This is a genomic window from Marinibactrum halimedae (assembly GCF_021234875.1).
In the GTDB taxonomy this organism is placed as follows: domain Bacteria; phylum Pseudomonadota; class Gammaproteobacteria; order Pseudomonadales; family Cellvibrionaceae; genus Marinibactrum; species Marinibactrum halimedae.
Genome location: NZ_JAJQVM010000014.1, coordinates 90,395 through 107,833 on the forward strand (window position 1 = coordinate 90,395; position 17,439 = coordinate 107,833).

General features: G+C 43.6%; 12 protein-coding genes. 6 read left to right on the forward strand and 6 right to left on the reverse strand.

Annotated features, from left to right (window positions below; genetic code table 11):
- Positions 1–85: 85 nt before the first annotated feature.
- Positions 86–1,849, reverse strand: coding sequence for a type IV pilus assembly ATPase TfpB (gene tfpB, locus LU351_RS09980; RefSeq protein WP_232593928.1), 1,764 nt, complete (start codon positions 1,847–1,849; stop codon positions 86–88).
- 406 nt (positions 1,850–2,255) lie between these two features.
- On the opposite strand from tfpB, the gene LU351_RS09985 reads away from it, so the two are divergent.
- Complete coding sequence (locus LU351_RS09985) at positions 2,256–4,031, forward strand: DUF885 domain-containing protein (protein WP_232593929.1); 1,776 nt, start codon at positions 2,256–2,258, stop codon at positions 4,029–4,031.
- 215 nt (positions 4,032–4,246) lie between these two features.
- Here the strand turns inward: LU351_RS09985 and LU351_RS09990 are convergent, their stop codons facing one another.
- The gene (locus tag LU351_RS09990; protein ID WP_232593930.1) at positions 4,247–4,894 is read right to left on the reverse strand and encodes a TrmH family RNA methyltransferase; all 648 of its coding nucleotides are present in this window, start codon (positions 4,892–4,894) and stop codon (positions 4,247–4,249) included.
- A 224-nt stretch (positions 4,895–5,118) separates the two neighbouring features.
- On the opposite strand from LU351_RS09990, the gene LU351_RS09995 reads away from it, so the two are divergent.
- Together LU351_RS09995 and LU351_RS10000 are read left to right on the forward strand one after the other, a co-directional pair.
- A complete protein-coding gene (locus LU351_RS09995; RefSeq protein ID WP_232593931.1) occupies positions 5,119–5,856 on the forward strand; it encodes a DJ-1/PfpI family protein in 738 nt (245 codons plus the stop codon).
- Positions 5,857–7,093: 1,237 nt separating this feature from the next.
- Positions 7,094–7,921 (forward strand): FadR/GntR family transcriptional regulator, encoded by an 828-nt coding sequence (locus tag LU351_RS10000; RefSeq protein ID WP_232593932.1) that lies wholly within the window; start codon positions 7,094–7,096, stop codon positions 7,919–7,921.
- 235 nt (positions 7,922–8,156) lie between these two features.
- Here the strand turns inward: LU351_RS10000 and LU351_RS10005 are convergent, their stop codons facing one another.
- Positions 8,157–8,609 (reverse strand): Lrp/AsnC family transcriptional regulator, encoded by a 453-nt coding sequence (locus LU351_RS10005; protein ID WP_232593948.1) that lies wholly within the window; start codon positions 8,607–8,609, stop codon positions 8,157–8,159.
- 428 nt (positions 8,610–9,037) lie between these two features.
- On the opposite strand from LU351_RS10005, the gene leuA reads away from it, so the two are divergent.
- Positions 9,038–10,696: a 2-isopropylmalate synthase gene (gene leuA / locus LU351_RS10010; protein ID WP_232593933.1), complete on the forward strand. Its 1,659-nt coding sequence runs from the start codon at positions 9,038–9,040 to the stop codon at positions 10,694–10,696.
- Between the two features lie 41 nt (positions 10,697–10,737).
- Here leuA and LU351_RS10015 read toward each other — a convergent pair whose 3' ends face one another.
- The 3 genes from LU351_RS10015 to LU351_RS10025 form a co-directional block, all read right to left on the reverse strand.
- A complete protein-coding gene (locus LU351_RS10015; RefSeq protein ID WP_232593934.1) occupies positions 10,738–11,292 on the reverse strand; it encodes an NAD/FAD-utilizing enzyme in 555 nt (184 codons plus the stop codon).
- 440 nt (positions 11,293–11,732) lie between these two features.
- Entirely contained in the window at positions 11,733–13,025 is a 1,293-nt protein-coding gene (locus LU351_RS20925; RefSeq protein ID WP_232593935.1) for a retropepsin-like aspartic protease, read from the reverse strand.
- 491 nt (positions 13,026–13,516) lie between these two features.
- On the reverse strand, positions 13,517–14,413 hold the full coding sequence (locus LU351_RS10025) for a fructose bisphosphate aldolase (protein ID WP_269783413.1): 897 nt from the start codon (positions 14,411–14,413) through the stop codon (positions 13,517–13,519).
- A gap of 612 nt (positions 14,414–15,025) precedes the next feature.
- Here LU351_RS10025 and LU351_RS10030 point away from each other — a divergent pair.
- On the forward strand, positions 15,026–15,982 hold the full coding sequence (locus LU351_RS10030; protein WP_232593936.1) for a D-hexose-6-phosphate mutarotase: 957 nt from the start codon (positions 15,026–15,028) through the stop codon (positions 15,980–15,982).
- Between the two features lie 128 nt (positions 15,983–16,110).
- Positions 16,111–17,376: a TonB family protein gene (locus LU351_RS10035; RefSeq protein WP_232593937.1), complete on the forward strand. Its 1,266-nt coding sequence runs from the start codon at positions 16,111–16,113 to the stop codon at positions 17,374–17,376.
- Positions 17,377–17,439: the final 63 nt, after the last annotated feature.

A 17,439-nucleotide genomic window follows, 5' to 3' on the forward strand; every position in this document is an offset into this window, starting at 1 on the left:
TCAACAATACAACTAAAATTTTGACAGTTTAAACTGTACATTTATAGGATGAGTCTAGCTGCTAAGTGCGTCTTTACGCAAAAAATTATCCGTCATTTTCCATACGTGGCGCCACTCGCATCACTTCTTCCAAGGTTGTTAGCCCTGCGGCAATTTTTTGGGCGCCAGACAAACGCAGTGTACGCATACCCGCGCGCATTGCGGCATGACGTAATTGAGTAACATCGCATTGCGCATGAATGTGTTTTTCGAGGGATTCATTAATGGGCAAAATCTCGTAAATCCCTTGTCGGCCACGATAACCCGTGTTTCGACAACTCAAACAACCCACTGGTTGGTAGATTTGTCTCGGTGGCGGCGCTTTCCAAGGCCTTACCAACTCTTGCCAATCGGACTCAGATATCTGAGCGGGTTCTTTGCAATCTGGACAGAGTGTTCGCACCAACCGCTGGGCCATAATACCCAGAACGGTGTTTTTAATTAAAAAGCTAGGGATGCCGAGATCCAATAGTCGACTGACCGCACTGGGCGCATCATTGGTATGCAATGTGGATAACACCAAATGCCCCGTTAAAGCCGCTTGCACCGCCATTTGCGCCGTTTCCAAATCTCGAATTTCCCCCACCATGATGATGTCTGGGTCTTGTCGTAATAATGTGCGCACCCCCGCTGCAAAGTCCAATTCGATTTGAGGGTTTACTTGAGTTTGGTTGAATGTCTCTTCCACCATCTCGATAGGGTCTTCAATGGTACTGACGTTTACTTCAGGGGTGGCGAGTTGTTTGAGCGTGGAATATAAAGTGGTGGTTTTACCAGAACCCGTCGGACCTGTGACCAAGACAATGCCATGGGGCTTGCTCATCATCCCAGACCACAAACTGTAATCATCGCCGGTCAGTCCCAAATCCTGAAAACTGCGAAGGAGCACTTCCGGGTCGAAGATTCGCATGACCAATTTCTCACCAAAAGCGGTCGGTAATGTTGACAATCGTAATTCCACTTCGCCTTCATCACCCCGGCGAGTTTTAATGCGTCCGTCTTGGGGCTTACGTTTTTCCGCTACGTTCATACGCGATAGTACTTTTAAACGGCTGACCACAGCCGTCGTAATGGCCGCAGGCATTTCATAAACCTGATGCAAAATGCCGTCAATTCGAAATCGAATTTTGCCAATCTCTCGCCGTGGCTCAATGTGAATATCACTGGCACGCTGAGCAAACGCATACTGCAATAACCAATCAACAATATTCACAATATGCTGATCATTCGCTTCCGGGTCTTTTAGATTGCCCAACTCCAATAGCTGTTCAAAATTGGTGACTGAGGACGACGGCCCAGCCATACCACTGGCCCCGGAAATGGAAGAACTTAAACTGTAAAACTCCACCAAATAGCGCGCCACATCAGTGGGGCTTGCCACCACTCGCTCCACACGCTTACGTGAAACATGCTCCACCTGGGGAACCCAATCCGTCACAAACGGTTGCGTTGTTGCAATCACGACATCTTCGGGTTTTACCTCAACGCATAAAATGTTATGACGCTTGGCAAATGCATAAGACATCACCTCGGTCACATTCGCTACGTCAATCTTAAGCGGGTCAATCGTCACCAAAGGCAAACCGGATTTTTTGGATAACCACTCAGCCAAAACATCATCACTCAATTTGCGCCCGGGGGTAGAAGGGTTGTCCAAACTCTGAGAGGCAATAAAGGCCAGAGGATGCATCAGCGCCTGATCTCGACTACGAGGGCTTCCCGCTAGAAGGTTGGCGTCACCTCTCCCTAACAAACCGTCTTTGACCAACTCATCCAAGCAAGTGCGCAACTCTAAAATTCTATCCGCCATGACTCTCTCTTTTGGTTTATATCCGTGTTATCAACACATTTGTAAGGGCTGGTTTAGAAGTCCGGTTATAGCACTGCTGCTGTTTAATTTCATCTTAGGCCCCAATTTCACTCTTTGGCCGGATAGCCCACAGAAAACTTTAATAACACTGTGGATAAGTTAATAGAAGTCAGAAGTTGACGGGGTTTGCGACACAGAGCGGCATTTAATCAACTGACCAGTAGCGATTAACTTTCGCCCACAACGAGCAAAAAAGAGGTATTTCGTAACAAGAAAAGCGCTTGAAGTATCGACAGATTATCTCATTATCAGGACTATCCCCCTACCTCCCATTGCATTTACTCTAAGGAACCCTGCCACTTAAACCATAAAGCAACTCAAAAACAAACATTCAATGAGGGTCTTCATGTTATTCCGATATTTTCATCACACCACCATCGCAGCCATCACATTGCTATTGAGTTCAATAGTCGCAAGTACTCATAGCCTGGCTGATGACAATGCCAAATTTGAATCACTCTTGGCCGATAGTTGGGAGCATTATCTTAAACACCACCCGATAGAAGCGACCGATATTGGAGATCATCGTTACGATGACCGGTTAGCTCCAGCCTCGTTAAAAGATCACCAAAAGAAGACCGAAACCTATCAAGCGTTTTTGTCTCGCCTAAACGACATTAACGTTGCTTCATTGAGTGAAGCGCATCAACTCAATTACGCGCTGTTTCGCACTGAAATTGAACAAGCGATGGAAGCCAATGAACACCATAGCTACCTTTTTAATGTCAATAACCGCTGGGGATGGCACAGTTATTTCACACAACTGCCAACACGGTTAACATTGAACTCTGTGGAGGATTATGAAAATTACATTCAACGTTTGATCGATTATCGCCGGTATAATCATGAAAATATGGAGGTAATGCGCGAAGCCATAAAGAAAGGGTACACCCATGCTTGTGACTCCATGAAAGGCTTTGAAGAGAGCATTCAAGCACACATCGTTAAAGAAACGACCGATAGTATTTTTTATTCTCCCTTTAAGAATCTGCCTGCCAACCTTTCGGTAAAAAAACAGAAAAGACTCAGAAAAAAAGCCATCATGGCTATTGAACAAAATGTCATTCCCGCCTTTGAAGAATTTTACGCACTGTATACCAACGACTACGCGCCTAAATGCCAAACCAAACCAGGTGCTTTACACTGGCCAAATGGAAAGGCGTATTACGAGCACCGTGTTCGTCAATACACCACCACCAGTATGACCCCAGAGGAAGTGCACCAACTGGGTTTATCAGAGGTTAAGCGAATTCTCGGCGAAATGCAGACCGTTATGGAAGAAGCGGAGTTTGAAGGTTCGTTGCAAGAATTCATTCATTTCTTACGCACCGATTCGCAGTTCTACCCTAAAACACCAGAAGAACTGGTCAATTACGTCAGTGCCATCGCCAAAAAAATGGATGGCCAACTTCCAAAATTATTTGGCCACTTACCACGTCAGCCTTATGGTATTAAAGAAGTGCCTGCCGATATCGCACCCAAAACCACCGCCGCCTATTATTCTAGTGGCGCGCCAGATGGTAGCCGCGCTGGATTTTATTTTATTAATACCTCGTCCCTAAACTCACGCCCACTTTACACAATGGAGGCACTGACGCTACACGAGGCCGTCCCCGGTCACCATTTGCAAATTGCATTAAAAGCCGAAACCGACCTACCTAATTTCCGCCGCTATGGAGGTTACACCGTCTTTATTGAAGGCTGGGCATTGTATTCTGAGCGGTTAGGATTAGAGACAGGTTTTTACCAAGATCCGTACAGCAATTTTGGACGACTGAGTTATGAAATGTGGCGCGCGCTTCGCCTAGTGGTGGATACAGGAATTCACTATTTAGGCTGGAGTCGTCAGCAAGCCATTGATTTTATGGCCGAAAACTCCGCATTAAGCATGCACAATATTACCGCCGAGGTTGATCGCTACATTACTTGGCCCGGTCAAGCACTCGCCTACAAAATTGGCGAATTAAAAATTCGTGAACTTCGCCAACGTGCTGAAAAGAAACTCGGACAAAAATTCGACCTTCGCTCCTTTCATGATGAACTTTTACGCCATGGGGCTGTGCCCATTTCCGCTTTAGAGGACATTATGGACTCATGGATAACAGCACAAAAAAATCACTAAAAAAATAACGAATCACGACAAATAACGCGCAAAATCAATGCGCGTTATTTCAACCCTCAAAACCACCAAAAAATATCACTCATTACAAACTTTCCCCGAATCACTTTGCCATTTTCTATTTTTAGGAAAAGAATTATCTCTAAATGTAAAAATAAATTTGTATGAAATTTCTTTTTACACTCTCTCTTTGTGACTTTCCTTTTAACGAACATTCATTAAGACTGCGTTTCTTGCAACTGCTGAACAAAGGTATAACACACAATGGCACAAGCGGTCGCCAAATTCATAGACGAGTTAACTCCCTGCATAGGAATGTGAACGACAGTATCGGATAATGACAATAGAGATGGATTCACGCCATAATTTTCACTCCCAACAACCAAGCATATTCGCTCCTCACAAGAAATACAGAACTCATTTAATGGCGTACTGTTGTTCGTTAATTCCAAACTCACAATACGATACCCTTTCTTTTGCAGCATTTTTAAAATAGGTTCTGGCTCTTCTACCACTTCATAGGCTACGTATTTTTCGGTCGAACGTGCTGTTTTCCGTAATTTATTATCGGGAGGAACAGCGGTGTCGCCAGTTAACCATAATTGTTCAATGCCTAATGCATCTGCCAACCGAAATAAGCTGCCAACATTCGCCGGTACACGAATATCATGAACCAATAGGCAAAGCGGGAATCGTTTCCCTCCAGGTTGATGTTGCCCATGATCTAACTGCTTATGGTCTGACCGCTGACCTTCCAGTTGTGTACACTCTTGGCCTTGGATTGAAATATCTGGCGGAGAAAGTGGCGAATGATGCTCTACAGAAGCAACGGATATTTTTGGATTTTTATTCTGATGCGATGACATACTACTGACCTCTTCAAATACTACGCCAGTATACCCACCCCGATACGAAATAGAGCAACAGCACAGCGTGTATTGAGATAGGTACGGTATAAAGTTGCCTTTTGACGCCAATATCGATAGAAACACCAACTAAGATAAGCATTGAACATCCCTGTTACCCCATGCCCTTCGATTGTTTGGGGAAAAGAAGAGGTTCAAACATTATCAATGAAAAGGATTGCTCTATGCCCACTTCCATAGGCCCAAATGATGTATCGAGTACCTCAAGGTACCTTGTTCCGGTCATTACCGTGGGTATTTACGTTTACCCTCAAGTGGAAGTCTTAGATTTTGCGGGGCCATTCGAAGTATTCACAACCGCAAACCGTGTGAACCCTGCCCTCACCGGGAAGACTCATCCATCGCTCCAAATCCCCCTTTCAGCCCAGGATGTGGACACCTCTCATCGCATTTCCTCTTCACCCCTCCCCCGATTTAATGTCCACCTCATTGGTCAGCACCCCCACACCATTCATGCTCGTGGCGGACTGGCCATCACACCCTCTTACGATATTCATAATCACCCCAAACTGGACATACTCCTCATTTCCGGTGGGCATCATGATCCTGAGATGAACAATGTTGAAGTGATTGAATGGATCAAACACATCTCATCAGATTGCCAACTCATTGCCTCCGTTTGCACTGGAGCTTTCTTACTGGCGCAAGCGAATGTAATTCAATCCCAACAAGTGACAACACATTGGGATGATATTGCTGAGCTTGCCGAAAGGTTTCCGATGCTAAAAGTTAATTCAGACGTGCGCTGGGTTTCAGACAGTACCCATTCAGGACAAACAGTGATGACTTCCGCAGGAATTTCAGCCGGTATTGATATGGCCCTTGAGATTGTTACTAAATTCACTAATTTAGCGCTGGCACAAAGAACCGCCAAACAAATGGATTACCATTGGCTCAGATGAGTAAAACATGAAGATAATAAAGAAATTATCACAAGTCCGAATTAGCTACAGACAATCATAAAAACAATGGGATAACATTCATAAGGTGAAAGCGAATTTACTTCATCACACTGCACCTGTGAACGCTTGATCAAATTAATTAATCATATAAATAAAATGTTCAACAGGGTGAAAAAACGAGTTACCAAAGCATTATTAATTTACGACAAAGTGACATTTTTTCGTTAAAGACTAATAATTTCGCTAGAGATAATAGCTGCATGTTCTGCACAATACGATTATTACGCTTTATTTTCGTATTAAATCGCTCAAATCTCACCCAAATGAAATATCACTGATAATAAATGTTGCTCAGGGGGTTGTCAGAACATTACATTGGCGCATAATTAAGTCTCGCATAGGTGGAGGGTGTATTTATTCCGAAAGCGGGAGATAATAATAAATATTGAGCGGTTTACTTATAAGTGAGAAGTCTTGTGAGTAATAGGAAGGTCAGGATACCTAAGTCATGAATTAACTACACTTTCGCATAATACCCCTTAAATGCAGTTTATGAGGATAAAGACGGTCACCTTAGCATTAAGAGTCATTTAAGAAGTAGTTACATGAAATGTTTACCATGAAAGAGTTAACGCTTTTTTGTAAAGGTTTGCAAAGCTTCAGATAAACTATCGATATATAAAACGTAACGGTTAGTAACAGTTCGGTTACAGAACAATACGTCGAAATAATTACTACAAACAAATCTTCGACGGAATGCGCAAAGCGCAACACTATAAAAATATAAAGTCTATGGTATGTAGGGTGGCAAAATATCAAATCATGAATAAGATCATATATACGGCGACATAACGCATAACCTCATCGTTAATCATATAAATTATATCACATCTTGCTCAATATAAGCAGTGGTATTTAAAACGATGATGCAGAGTACTGAATTATGATGGCAAAGCTCTAGGAAAACTTCCTATCTTTCGATAACCATTACTTATTCAAACTTTGTATTTAAAAGTCTCTTATTTATAGGTGCGTGTTGCTCGATCAACTACATACTTTTACTCTACGCATAATTTGGCGCTGTTGCTCAGGCATACTATTAGGCTGAAACTACAAAGTATTTTTATACATGTTCACTATTGCACTCGAATTAATGCATAAATTTTAAATACATATATGGCGAATGCCGTCACACTAAATAGCCGCCACTCAAACTTAGTAGAGAGAATAAAATTTCATGGCAGATTCAAGTCGAAGTCTCACTCAGACTATTGTTCAAGATCTCGGTCAAGCCATTATCGCGGGTGTATACACACCAGAGAATCCCTTCCCTATTGAAGCAGAACTGTGCAAGCAATTTAATGTGAGCCGCTCAGTACTGCGCGAAGCGGTTAAAATGCTCACCTCGAAAGGATTACTCAGCGCACGGCCACGCCAAGGTACATGGGTTCAACCAGAAAAGAATTGGAATTTACTGGATTCAAATGTTCTTAACTGGATGGTAAGCCACAAACCCAGTATCGACCTTTTAATTGAATTTACAGAGACTCGTTTAGCCATTGAGCCAAAAGCGGCATATTTTGCGGCAACACGAGCAACTCCGATCAGAATCGACAAGATTAGTCAGTCCATTTCTCGTATGAAATTAGCCTCTTGTGGCGAAAGAGATCCCTTCCAAAGTGATTTTGAATTCCATGTTGCAGTGTTGGAATCCAGTGAAAACCGCTTCTTCTGCCAACTCAAAGAACTTATCGCAGCAGCATTAAAATTACACATCCGTTTCCAAAATGCCCTCGGCGATTCATTACCGCTTGATTTTGAATACCATGAGAAAGTGACTCAGGGTATTCTCAACCGAGACCCAGATACTGCAGAAAAGGCAATGCGAGACCTACTGATGCACGTCTTAACTCGCATCCAAACCATTCATCAATCTGAAAGCATTGCCACTGCAGAAACGATCACACGTGCCTCTGAAAAAGATTTAACCGTTGATATCAACACCAACGACAGCAGTGAAGAAACCTTAAATGCCTCAAAAATAGAACAGCACACTGCACTCTAGTCTTTAAGAATCGTTAACGATACGGTTCGAGGTAGCAATACCGAGCACAGTTGAACAAAGAGGCTCCGAACTTAGAGCCTCTTTTTGTTGAAATAGCTTATTGCGACAGAAATAAATCCAACAATAAAGTCTCAAAGAAGAAAACTTTGCTTGTGTATAGGGCAGCACACAAGAAAATGGGAAAGCTTAGAGCTGAAAGCAAACGAGTAAACGACGCCATATGTGAGGGTGTAAACTACTCATTTATGGGTAACTCAGTTGTATTCACAACACTGCGCATCACAAAACTGGATTGAACACCAAATACACCATCAAGACGAGTCAACTTTCCAAGCAAAAACTGTTGGTAGGTATCCATGTCTTCAACAATGACTTTTAAAATATAGTCTGCCGAAGACCCTGTAATTTGAAAGCACTCCTGTACTTCCGGAAACGTCTTCACCGAAGATTCGAAGTTTTCAAAGCGCTCTGGCGTATGGCGATCCATACTGATATGAATAAGTGCTGTTAGTTTAAGCCCCAATGTTTTGGCATTCAGTAAAGTCACCGTTTTACCGACGATGCCTGCATCCATGAGCGCTTTTACACGACGTGAGCACGGTGAAGGGGATAGCCCAATCTTTTCTGCCAACTCCAGATTCGAAATGGCCCCATTTTTTTGCAATTCCGTAAGAATGCGTCGATCCATCCTGTCTAGCTTCACAAACCCATTGCTCTCTTGCTTTTGCACGTCACCTTCCTCCGCTTATTCTTACCAAATCAATGCAAACACACCATTCAGCCCATAAAACCCAAGAAGGAGTAATCGCTCCATAACGACAAAAAGAGCAAACATTCACCCCAAATAAGCCAAAAATTCATACCTAATTGCTAACATAAACGTAAAAATAGGTGAATTTAGCACCCATCACTCTTTCGACACAAGTACAATTTATGCACTCACTTAGCCTATGCCCTTTACTGCTTTTACCCTAAGCGATATTGACAAAGAACCCACAAGGCTCCTTTGTTTCAAGGATTCACAAGAGACTTGATACAGGCATAGTGATACTGAAGCCTCACCCTCTAACTATCACACCTCATCTAGAGCGGATTTTTGCTCTATAGGTTATTGCTATGACTTCGTTTGACCATCGTAAATATCGCCCATTTACTCCTATCCACAACCCCAATCGCCGTTGGCCGAATAACCGTATTGAATCAGCTCCACAATGGTGTGCCGTGGATTTACGGGATGGTAATCAAGCACTCATAGAGCCTATGACGGTTACTCAAAAGCAGAAGATGTGGGCATTGTTAGTCAAACTGGGGTTCAAAGAAATTGAAATTGGCTTTCCTGCAGCTTCACAACCAGATTACGATTTTTGTCGCTGGCTGATTGAAGAAAATCAAATTCCAAGTGACGTCACCATTCAGGTACTCGTGCAAGCCAGAGAAGAATTAATCGAGCGTACCTATGAAGCGCTTTGTGGTGCAGAGCGAGCCATTGTGCACGTCTATAACAGTACCTCTCCCACACAGCGCACTAAGGTATTCAATCAAAATAAAGCCGGCATTATCGATATTGCCCGTAAAGGAGCACAAAAAGTATTAGAAGAGTCTCGAAAGCACCCCAATACTCAATGGCGCTTTCAGTACTCACCGGAGAGCTTTTCCGGCACTGAAGTCGATTTTGCCGTTGAAATCTGTAATGCCGTCGTCGATGTATGGAAGCCGACCCAAGATCATAAGATCATTCTCAATCTTCCTGCTACCGTCGAGTCGTCTACTCCTAATGTCTTTGCAGATCAAATTGAGTTGTTCTGCGACCATATTCAACAACGCGACAGCGTTATCATCAGTGTTCATACCCATAACGATAGGGGCTGTGCAGTGGCCGCCGCCGAATTGGCCGTTATGGCCGGAGCGGATCGTGTTGAAGGTACTTTAATGGGCAATGGCGAGCGCACTGGCAACATGGATTTGGTTACCATGGCCATGAACTTATACAGCCAAGGTATTGATCCGAATATTCATTTACAGCACGCCGATGAGATTGTTCGTGTGGTCAGTGAGTGTACACAGATTGCCACTCACCCTCGCCACCCATGGGTAGGGGAATTGGTGTATACCGCTTTCTCAGGCAGCCACCAAGACGCTATTCGAAAATGTATGGCAGTTCAAAAAGAAAACTCACCCTGGGATGTAGCGTACTTACCGATCGACCCAAAAGATTTGGGGAGGGACTACCAATCCGTTATTCGAGTTAACAGTCAGTCAGGGAAAGGAGGGGTGGCGTATATCTTGGAGCAAGATTACGGTTTACATCTACCGCGCTGGATGCAAATTGAAGCCAGCCAAGTGATTCAATCTCAAGCAGAAACCCTAAGCAAAGAAATGAGTTCTACTGATATCTGGGAAGTCATACGCAAACAATTTATGCCCGATACGAAACACTTCAACTTGTCGCATTATTCTGTGAATCGCACCCAGGCAGGAGACGCTCTCAACGTCACCATTCAAGATCAAGAAGACGCCGAACAGCAGTGGCAAGGAACGGGAGATGGTGTCATTGAAGCACTGTGCAATGCCATCGAACAAAACACAGGCCATTCAATTCAAGTGATTCACTACGACCAACATGCTATCGGAGAAGGCAGCAATGCAAACGCGGTTGCATTCATTCAAGCCAAGATAGCTGGACAACGTGTATGTGGAATCAGTAAAAGCCGGGATACATTAAGTGCAAACATTGATGCGGTGCTGGTATGCCTACACAACGCATTGGACAACTAAAGATTAAGGAGGTTTAAACGCCTCCTTTCACTGAACGCCTGTCATGGCGCCCAGTGAACAAACTGTTGAAATCGCCGCTGCAATGACAAAATCCAGCCTGGGGCGGCCTCACCCACTCCCGCTACGTGCAATTTTGGATGCATTCCCATCACATTCTCAAGCACCGACTCTTGTCTATCATTCACATCCACCAGCATGACATGGTTGCCGCTGGCCAGCTCACTTTGAAACTTCCGAAAGTCATGATGAGGGGCTTGAATACCAATTAACCCTCCTTCCCATGAACAAAAACCAATAATCACCACAGATAAAAACAAAGGTGGCACCCAGGTAATGTACTCGGTTACGCCACTGAGATGTGCGGACACTAAAATTGCCACAGCGACCACCATACCCACAAGAAACCCAACCTCCGTTGAATGTATGACATCTTTTTTTAATAAGCTATCGACGTCGTTTAACTCATTTTTTTCACACTCGACATCATCATTACTCAGCACATGAATTTGAGGAGTCGTCACACCGGATGCCTCAAGGTCTTCTTGAACCCGATGCATTTCCTGTAAATCATTCGTGATATAAAAATGTCTTTTCATTTATTTCACCTCACCACCACGAAAAAAATGGGAAACCGTAAAAACGGAATTTCTTAACAAACCCTTTTAAAAAACAAACTCTTAACAAAGTTCATTTACATTTAGAAAAATCAAAGACAATATTGATTTTTCTAAAATTACACGGCGAATTCTTTTAATATCAATTTACGAAAAAAAAGACACTTACGCCCAGAATTTTTAATCATTCTTTGGAATCTAAAAAAAACCATATAGAAAAGAAAGCCGCACCCAAGGATAAGAAAATTTCACCATAAAAATAACAAACACTAAGAACAAAACGAACTTTATTCTACTGGACAAATTTCTTCTAACAACAAGGACACTAAGATGGTATGAAATTAAGAATCGGCACTTAAGATCACTCATTATAAAAAAGCAATCTCAAGCACGAAAAAGAAATGAAGATTAAAAAGCCGCAATCAATTGGGCGCGAGTACTAAGTGCTTATTTTTTTGATCAATACGGAAGGCAAACTCCCTTAAATAATTCATGCCCAACAAACCATCGCTGCTGGCCATATTTTCAAGACTCATTACTGCAAATTGCATATTTTTCACCGCGTATTCATCAACAGCAAATGCTTCAACCTCATATACTGGCGCACTCACTACTCCACCTGCGGTATTCATTTCAACGGTACGAATAAATTTCGTCACCAATGTACCGCTCAACGAATTAAATGAAGACTCTGAAATAACCGACAACGACGCACCTGTATCCAGTATTAAATTGACTCTTTGGCCATCATCAAATACTGCACCCACAACATAATGATCACCCTGTTGTTGCAACGGCACAGCTCGCTCTCCCAATGCTTGTTCCGCCATCAGCTTGGATAAATCTTCCAGTTTATCGGTATAAGAATCTGTTGTGGGTACTTGCGCAATTTGTGTTTTTGCCGCTTCAATTTCACCTAGACGAATCTTGGCCTCTGCCAACACCAAAGAATAAAACGCATTTCCCGGCTCAATCCATACCATACGCTGAATAAAATCCTCCAATCCCTTCCAATCTCGGGCGGCTTTAAAAATTTCTACTTCTTGTTTAACCAATCTATGGGCTTTATCACGAAGCTTGGACTCACTAGCCGGATTCGACGAAGCGCTGATTAACTCATACAACTGATCTATAGCGGCTTGTCCCTGCCCCACACGAATCATTCGATCCGCTTGTAATGCTTGTATATCTTCATCGTAAGGGAACTCCAATGAATACAAAGCAACGAAACGGTCCAACGGCTCATAATTCCCACCCGCCATCCAATTACGTAAATACGCCACCCATCGATCTTTCACCCAACCGGCGATTTCAGGGTCGGTTTTCAATAAATGTTGATACGTATCAATAGCGGCCACAAATTGCTGTCGACGAATATACTCCATTGCCAATTCATGATCCGGGGTTTCATGGTGGGCAGTACGAGAAGAGGATGCCCCCCCAAGGTTATTGATTCCTCTCTGTGTTTTGTTAACCGGCGACTGAACTACTACCGCGAAGGTATCGCTGATGCCTTCTAGCACATAGTTGAGATACAGGTAGGCGTTCAACCCAAGAGACACGACCAATAACCCAATAAGTATCGACGTTCCAATGTGATGACTCTGTGCTCCAGCAGGGGACGTAGAGGAAAAAGAAGGGGGCAAGGGCACAGAACCATCGGTATGAATATGTGGCTCCATGACGGGTTCTAATACAGATGAATCGTTACTCACAGTTGCTCGAAACCTCTTGTTGAAACCTCTAAGCGCATAAACTCTTAGCCAACGCCGGTGTTCACTGCTTGTTGCACCTCTGTCAGCCGAATTCACTGAGATAACTCTTACCGCTACAACTCCGTATCGCTACGACTCAGCTACCATTACTCCGACTCTTTGCTTCCAATACAGGTTCCGAAAGCTTGGTCTAGGTTTTATCCACCAATAAAATGACCGAGAAATCACTTTCATTCAAAACAGTGTGATCAAGAATTTATTACGCAATTACAGGAAAACTATAACAAAGTCATCATCCTAACCTCTGCCTATCAGTTCTATTCATCTCATAGAGGTATGTCACGAATTGATAAACCTAGTAAGACCGCTCAATATTCATAGTTTAGCCAACTGCAAATCGGGTGATACCCCCATAGAAGCAGGGGGTAGAAGACAGTAAAGAACAAAAAATCCTCTCTCTATGGGCTTCTCGTCGAAAAACACAAGGTGGATTATGTGGATGATGCGCGATAAATACTCTCAATGGCCCCCTCTAATAACTGGGTAAACGCCTCATCCGATTGTTGATGACTTAAACCTTCCGTCAGCGCACGAGAAAAGCTGGCGATTATGCCGGGGTTCTCTGCTACCTTAATGTTGGCATCGGCCCTTGAGTAACCGCCCGATAACGCAACCACCTTTATTACTCGAGGGTGCTCTATGCATTCCCGATAAAAGTCCGGAGCATCAGGAAGCGTTAATTTCAACATCACGCTTTTCGTTTCATCTAACGTGTTCAAACGATTCAATATTTGCGACTTTAATAATGCTTCGGCTTCAGATTTAGTCGGGCTATTAATATCTATTTCTGGTTCAATAATAGGTATCAGCCCTTTTGCCATGATCTCTTCCGCAACAAAAAACTGTTGCTCCACGATTGCCGCAATACCCATTTCATTAGCGTGCTTAATCACTGAACGCATTTTGGTACCAAATACATCCATCTCTTTTGCTCGATCTAACAGTTCGCCCAGCTTGGGAATGTCTTTCATCAGCTGAACACCATCATTTTCTTGCTGAAGGCCTTTATCCACCTTTAAAAAGGGTACAACTGACTTTTTTTGCCACAAAAAGCGAGAGGACGGTATACCTTCGATCATTCTGTCCATGGTGTTTTCAAACAATATGGCCCCCAACACTCGGGCGCCAGTGAATGACGCATTCGTAATAATCCGAGTACGCATTTCATGAACCAAATCGAACATTTCTTCTTCGTTGGAATAGGCATTCTCATCTATGCCATATAACTTCAACGCCTTCGGTGTACTGCCACCACTTTGGTCTAGTGCGGCAATAAACCCCGTTTGCGTTCTCATTTTCTCTAGCTGCTGCTGAAAGGCCGACATCATCTAAAGTCTCCTAGAAATTGTGAAACAACGTCATAACACTTTGTCACTAGAAAAAATTCAGGGAATCTGAATCAGACACCATGAACCTAATAATCAACTTTCCCTTAATGCTGCGCTGCCAATCCACTGGGCAACGAACTTTCTAAGACCATTCACTTCTTTAACGTTATGCCTATCGTTTAGAAGGTTATAAACACACGCTATGGGTTTCTTAAGCTCCGCCCTTTTGCTGCACAGCCATACCCCGAATTGAAATGCGCCTAAGGCCATCACATCTAAAATCATCACGCTAAAGGCTGGGCTAGAATTTCGATAAAGCAGCCTTCTTCCAACAATAGGCGATGATAAGCGGGTTAGCACACAACTCACGCGAGACAAGAAGAAAACGTCATTAAAGATAACGGAGACATCACTTGCTTAATCATAGTGACAAGCGATTGAAGAAATTATGACCAACTTAGATAAAGCATCCAATAAACAATGAATAGACAACATTGTTGAAAAACGCGCCACTAATTTTATTAACTAGGTCACATAACTTGCTGAGATAACACAGATTTAGCATTATAGCGCATCTTTCTCATCTGCAATGACACCTTAAAAAGGCTGAACATGACTCAAGCGTTGCCCAATATCGTCTCTAGCCTCTATGAACGATTCGGACATTTGCCCGGTGTTACCATCGAAGTTCATAAAGAATTGGTCGCCATCAACATCATCAATGACGTTGCGTCAGGAACCATTTTTCTCCAAGGTGCCCAAGTTACCCACTATGAACGTCACTGCGAGCCACCGATTCTGTGGTTAAGTGATGCCTGCGATTACAAAGCAGGAGTGCCTCTTCGCGGCGGCATCCCGGTCTGCTGGCCATGGTTTGCAAACCTCTCACACAACCCAGACGACGTGAAAGTGCAAATAGACGCGCTGGATACACCCAAGGGCGCTCATGGGCTGGTGCGATCCATTAACTGGACGGTAGAAGACATCGTACCCCAAGACAACGAGACCCATCTGTGTTTGATGCTACTGCCACACGAAGAGATACCAGAATGGCCATATCAAGCTACACTAAAATTGATGATCACTATTGGTGCAGAGCTGACCGTTAAGCTGGAAGTTCACAATACCGGTGAACGATCTTTTGTACATACCTGCGCGCTACACAGCTATTTTTCAGTCGGCGATATAGAACAAACCTCTATTACCGGATTAGAAGATGCTACTTACATAGACGCCTTAAAAGAGTGGGCAAGCTTCCAACAACATGGAACGCTTTCCATTAATGAAGAAGTCGACCGTATTTATCAGTTGAATTCTGTGACATCCGAAAAATATCAACGCGTCGCACAAATTCATGACACCAGCAACAATCGAGTCATCAACCTTCACCAAATTGACGCAAAGAGTTTGGTAGTTTGGAATCCATGGATTGAAAAATCAAAACAGTTGTCTAATTTCCCAAATGAGAGTTACCAAGAAATGATTTGCTTAGAAACCGCTAATACACTCACTCATATGAGAAAAGTTACTCCAGGAGGTCTAGAACTAATGGGATTTATGGTGAAGTGACTTGGCTTATGGTGTAAAAATTGCTGTAATTTACGCCCAAAAGTTCACTTTTTACCCTTTACCAAGTTTTACACGTTTGTACCTGTATGGTGCATGGCAAAAAGAACTCTAGGATTGAAGCCCCGTTTATGATTAAGCAGAATCGAAAAAAGCCGTCGTCAAACCCCTTATATAGAAACATGACAGTGTATTTTGTACTGGCGTTATTATGCAGTTTCAGCGCAATGTCTTCTTATGCCAGCAACATGATTAATGGCCTTGCCAGCTATGAAAAGCTCGGTAAACAACAATTTATTGCGGTACTCTACACTGATAGTCCGACCAAAAACTCCGCTGATGTTCTCTACAGTAACAACTCACGTGCAATGGAGTTAGTCATTACAAGTCGCTCTATGAGCCAAAGAGCACTGGGACGTATGTGGATCGAAGGCGTCTCCATTAATGCCAGCACACAAGAACTGACTCAGAATGCCGAAGCCCTTGCCAGTCTTACCGGATTAATTAAAGGCCGACTCCGACAAAATGACCGTTTGCGCTTGGAATTTTCTAACGGTAGTCTGGATGTGTCACTCAACGGCATCGACCTTGGCACGGTTGCCAAAGGCGGTATCTTCGATCTTTTATTGCAGACTTGGATTGGAGAGGTGCCACCCTCTTCGGACTTCCGCGCACAAATTCTCGCCGCCGGAGACGTGGACAGTACACTTCTTTCAACGGTTAACTCCGCCAATGCAGATTCTGATCGTATTGCTGCTGTTCAAGCGTGGATAGCACCACCCGAGGTTGAAGTCGCAGCCGCTAGCGCACCCGCCGCCGTTGCGGCAGCACCAAAACCAAAACCTTCCGCGCCTCAAATTAAGCCTTCTGCACCCAAAATTGCTGCCACCCCTAAACCCAAACCTGCCGCTCCTAAGCCAAAACCTGCAGCGCCTAAACCAAAGCCAAAACCTGTTGAAGTTGCCACAGCACCTAAAGCTGAACCAAAGGCCTCGGCACAACCCGTAAAACCCGCGCCAGTTAAACCAGTACAAGTGGCCAAGGCAGCACCACCTATCGAAGAAGACGACGATGATGAAGTCTTGGCTTTTACCGCTGCCGATATCTTGCGGGAAAAGCAATACTACGAGGAACTGAAAGCCCGGGTTTTCAGCAAAGTTGAATACCCCAAACAAGCTTTATCACAACGTCGTGAAGGGGCGGTCGGATTAGACATTGTGGTGAACTCAAAAGGCGAACTGGTAGATGTATCATTACGTGAGCGCTCCGCTTTCTCTTACTTTAACCGAGCCGCTACTCGTGCCGTACGAAAAAGCGAACCCTTCCCTACACCACCAAAAGCATTGCTAACTAACGGTAAATATGAGTTTAAATTGAATGTAGTTTATCGATTGTAAGTATTCACACTCTCTCCCCATCATCAAAAACGGCGAAGTTATTTACTTCGCCGTTTTTTTATT

Coding starts and splice junctions, on each gene's coding strand:
- tfpB (WP_232593928.1), bottom strand. CDS start 1,849: ATGGCGGATAGAATTTTAGAGTTGCGCACTTGCTTGGATGAGTTGGTC.
- LU351_RS09985 (WP_232593929.1), top strand. CDS start 2,256: ATGTTATTCCGATATTTTCATCACACCACCATCGCAGCCATCACATTG.
- LU351_RS09990 (WP_232593930.1), bottom strand. CDS start 4,894: ATGTCATCGCATCAGAATAAAAATCCAAAAATATCCGTTGCTTCTGTA.
- LU351_RS09995 (WP_232593931.1), top strand. CDS start 5,119: ATGCCCACTTCCATAGGCCCAAATGATGTATCGAGTACCTCAAGGTAC.
- LU351_RS10000 (WP_232593932.1), top strand. CDS start 7,094: ATGGCAGATTCAAGTCGAAGTCTCACTCAGACTATTGTTCAAGATCTC.
- LU351_RS10005 (WP_232593948.1), bottom strand. CDS start 8,609: ATGGATCGACGCATTCTTACGGAATTGCAAAAAAATGGGGCCATTTCG.
- leuA (WP_232593933.1), top strand. CDS start 9,038: ATGACTTCGTTTGACCATCGTAAATATCGCCCATTTACTCCTATCCAC.
- LU351_RS10015 (WP_232593934.1), bottom strand. CDS start 11,292: ATGAAAAGACATTTTTATATCACGAATGATTTACAGGAAATGCATCGG.
- LU351_RS10025 (WP_269783413.1), bottom strand. CDS start 14,413: ATGATGTCGGCCTTTCAGCAGCAGCTAGAGAAAATGAGAACGCAAACG.
- LU351_RS10030 (WP_232593936.1), top strand. CDS start 15,026: ATGACTCAAGCGTTGCCCAATATCGTCTCTAGCCTCTATGAACGATTC.
- LU351_RS10035 (WP_232593937.1), top strand. CDS start 16,111: ATGATTAAGCAGAATCGAAAAAAGCCGTCGTCAAACCCCTTATATAGA.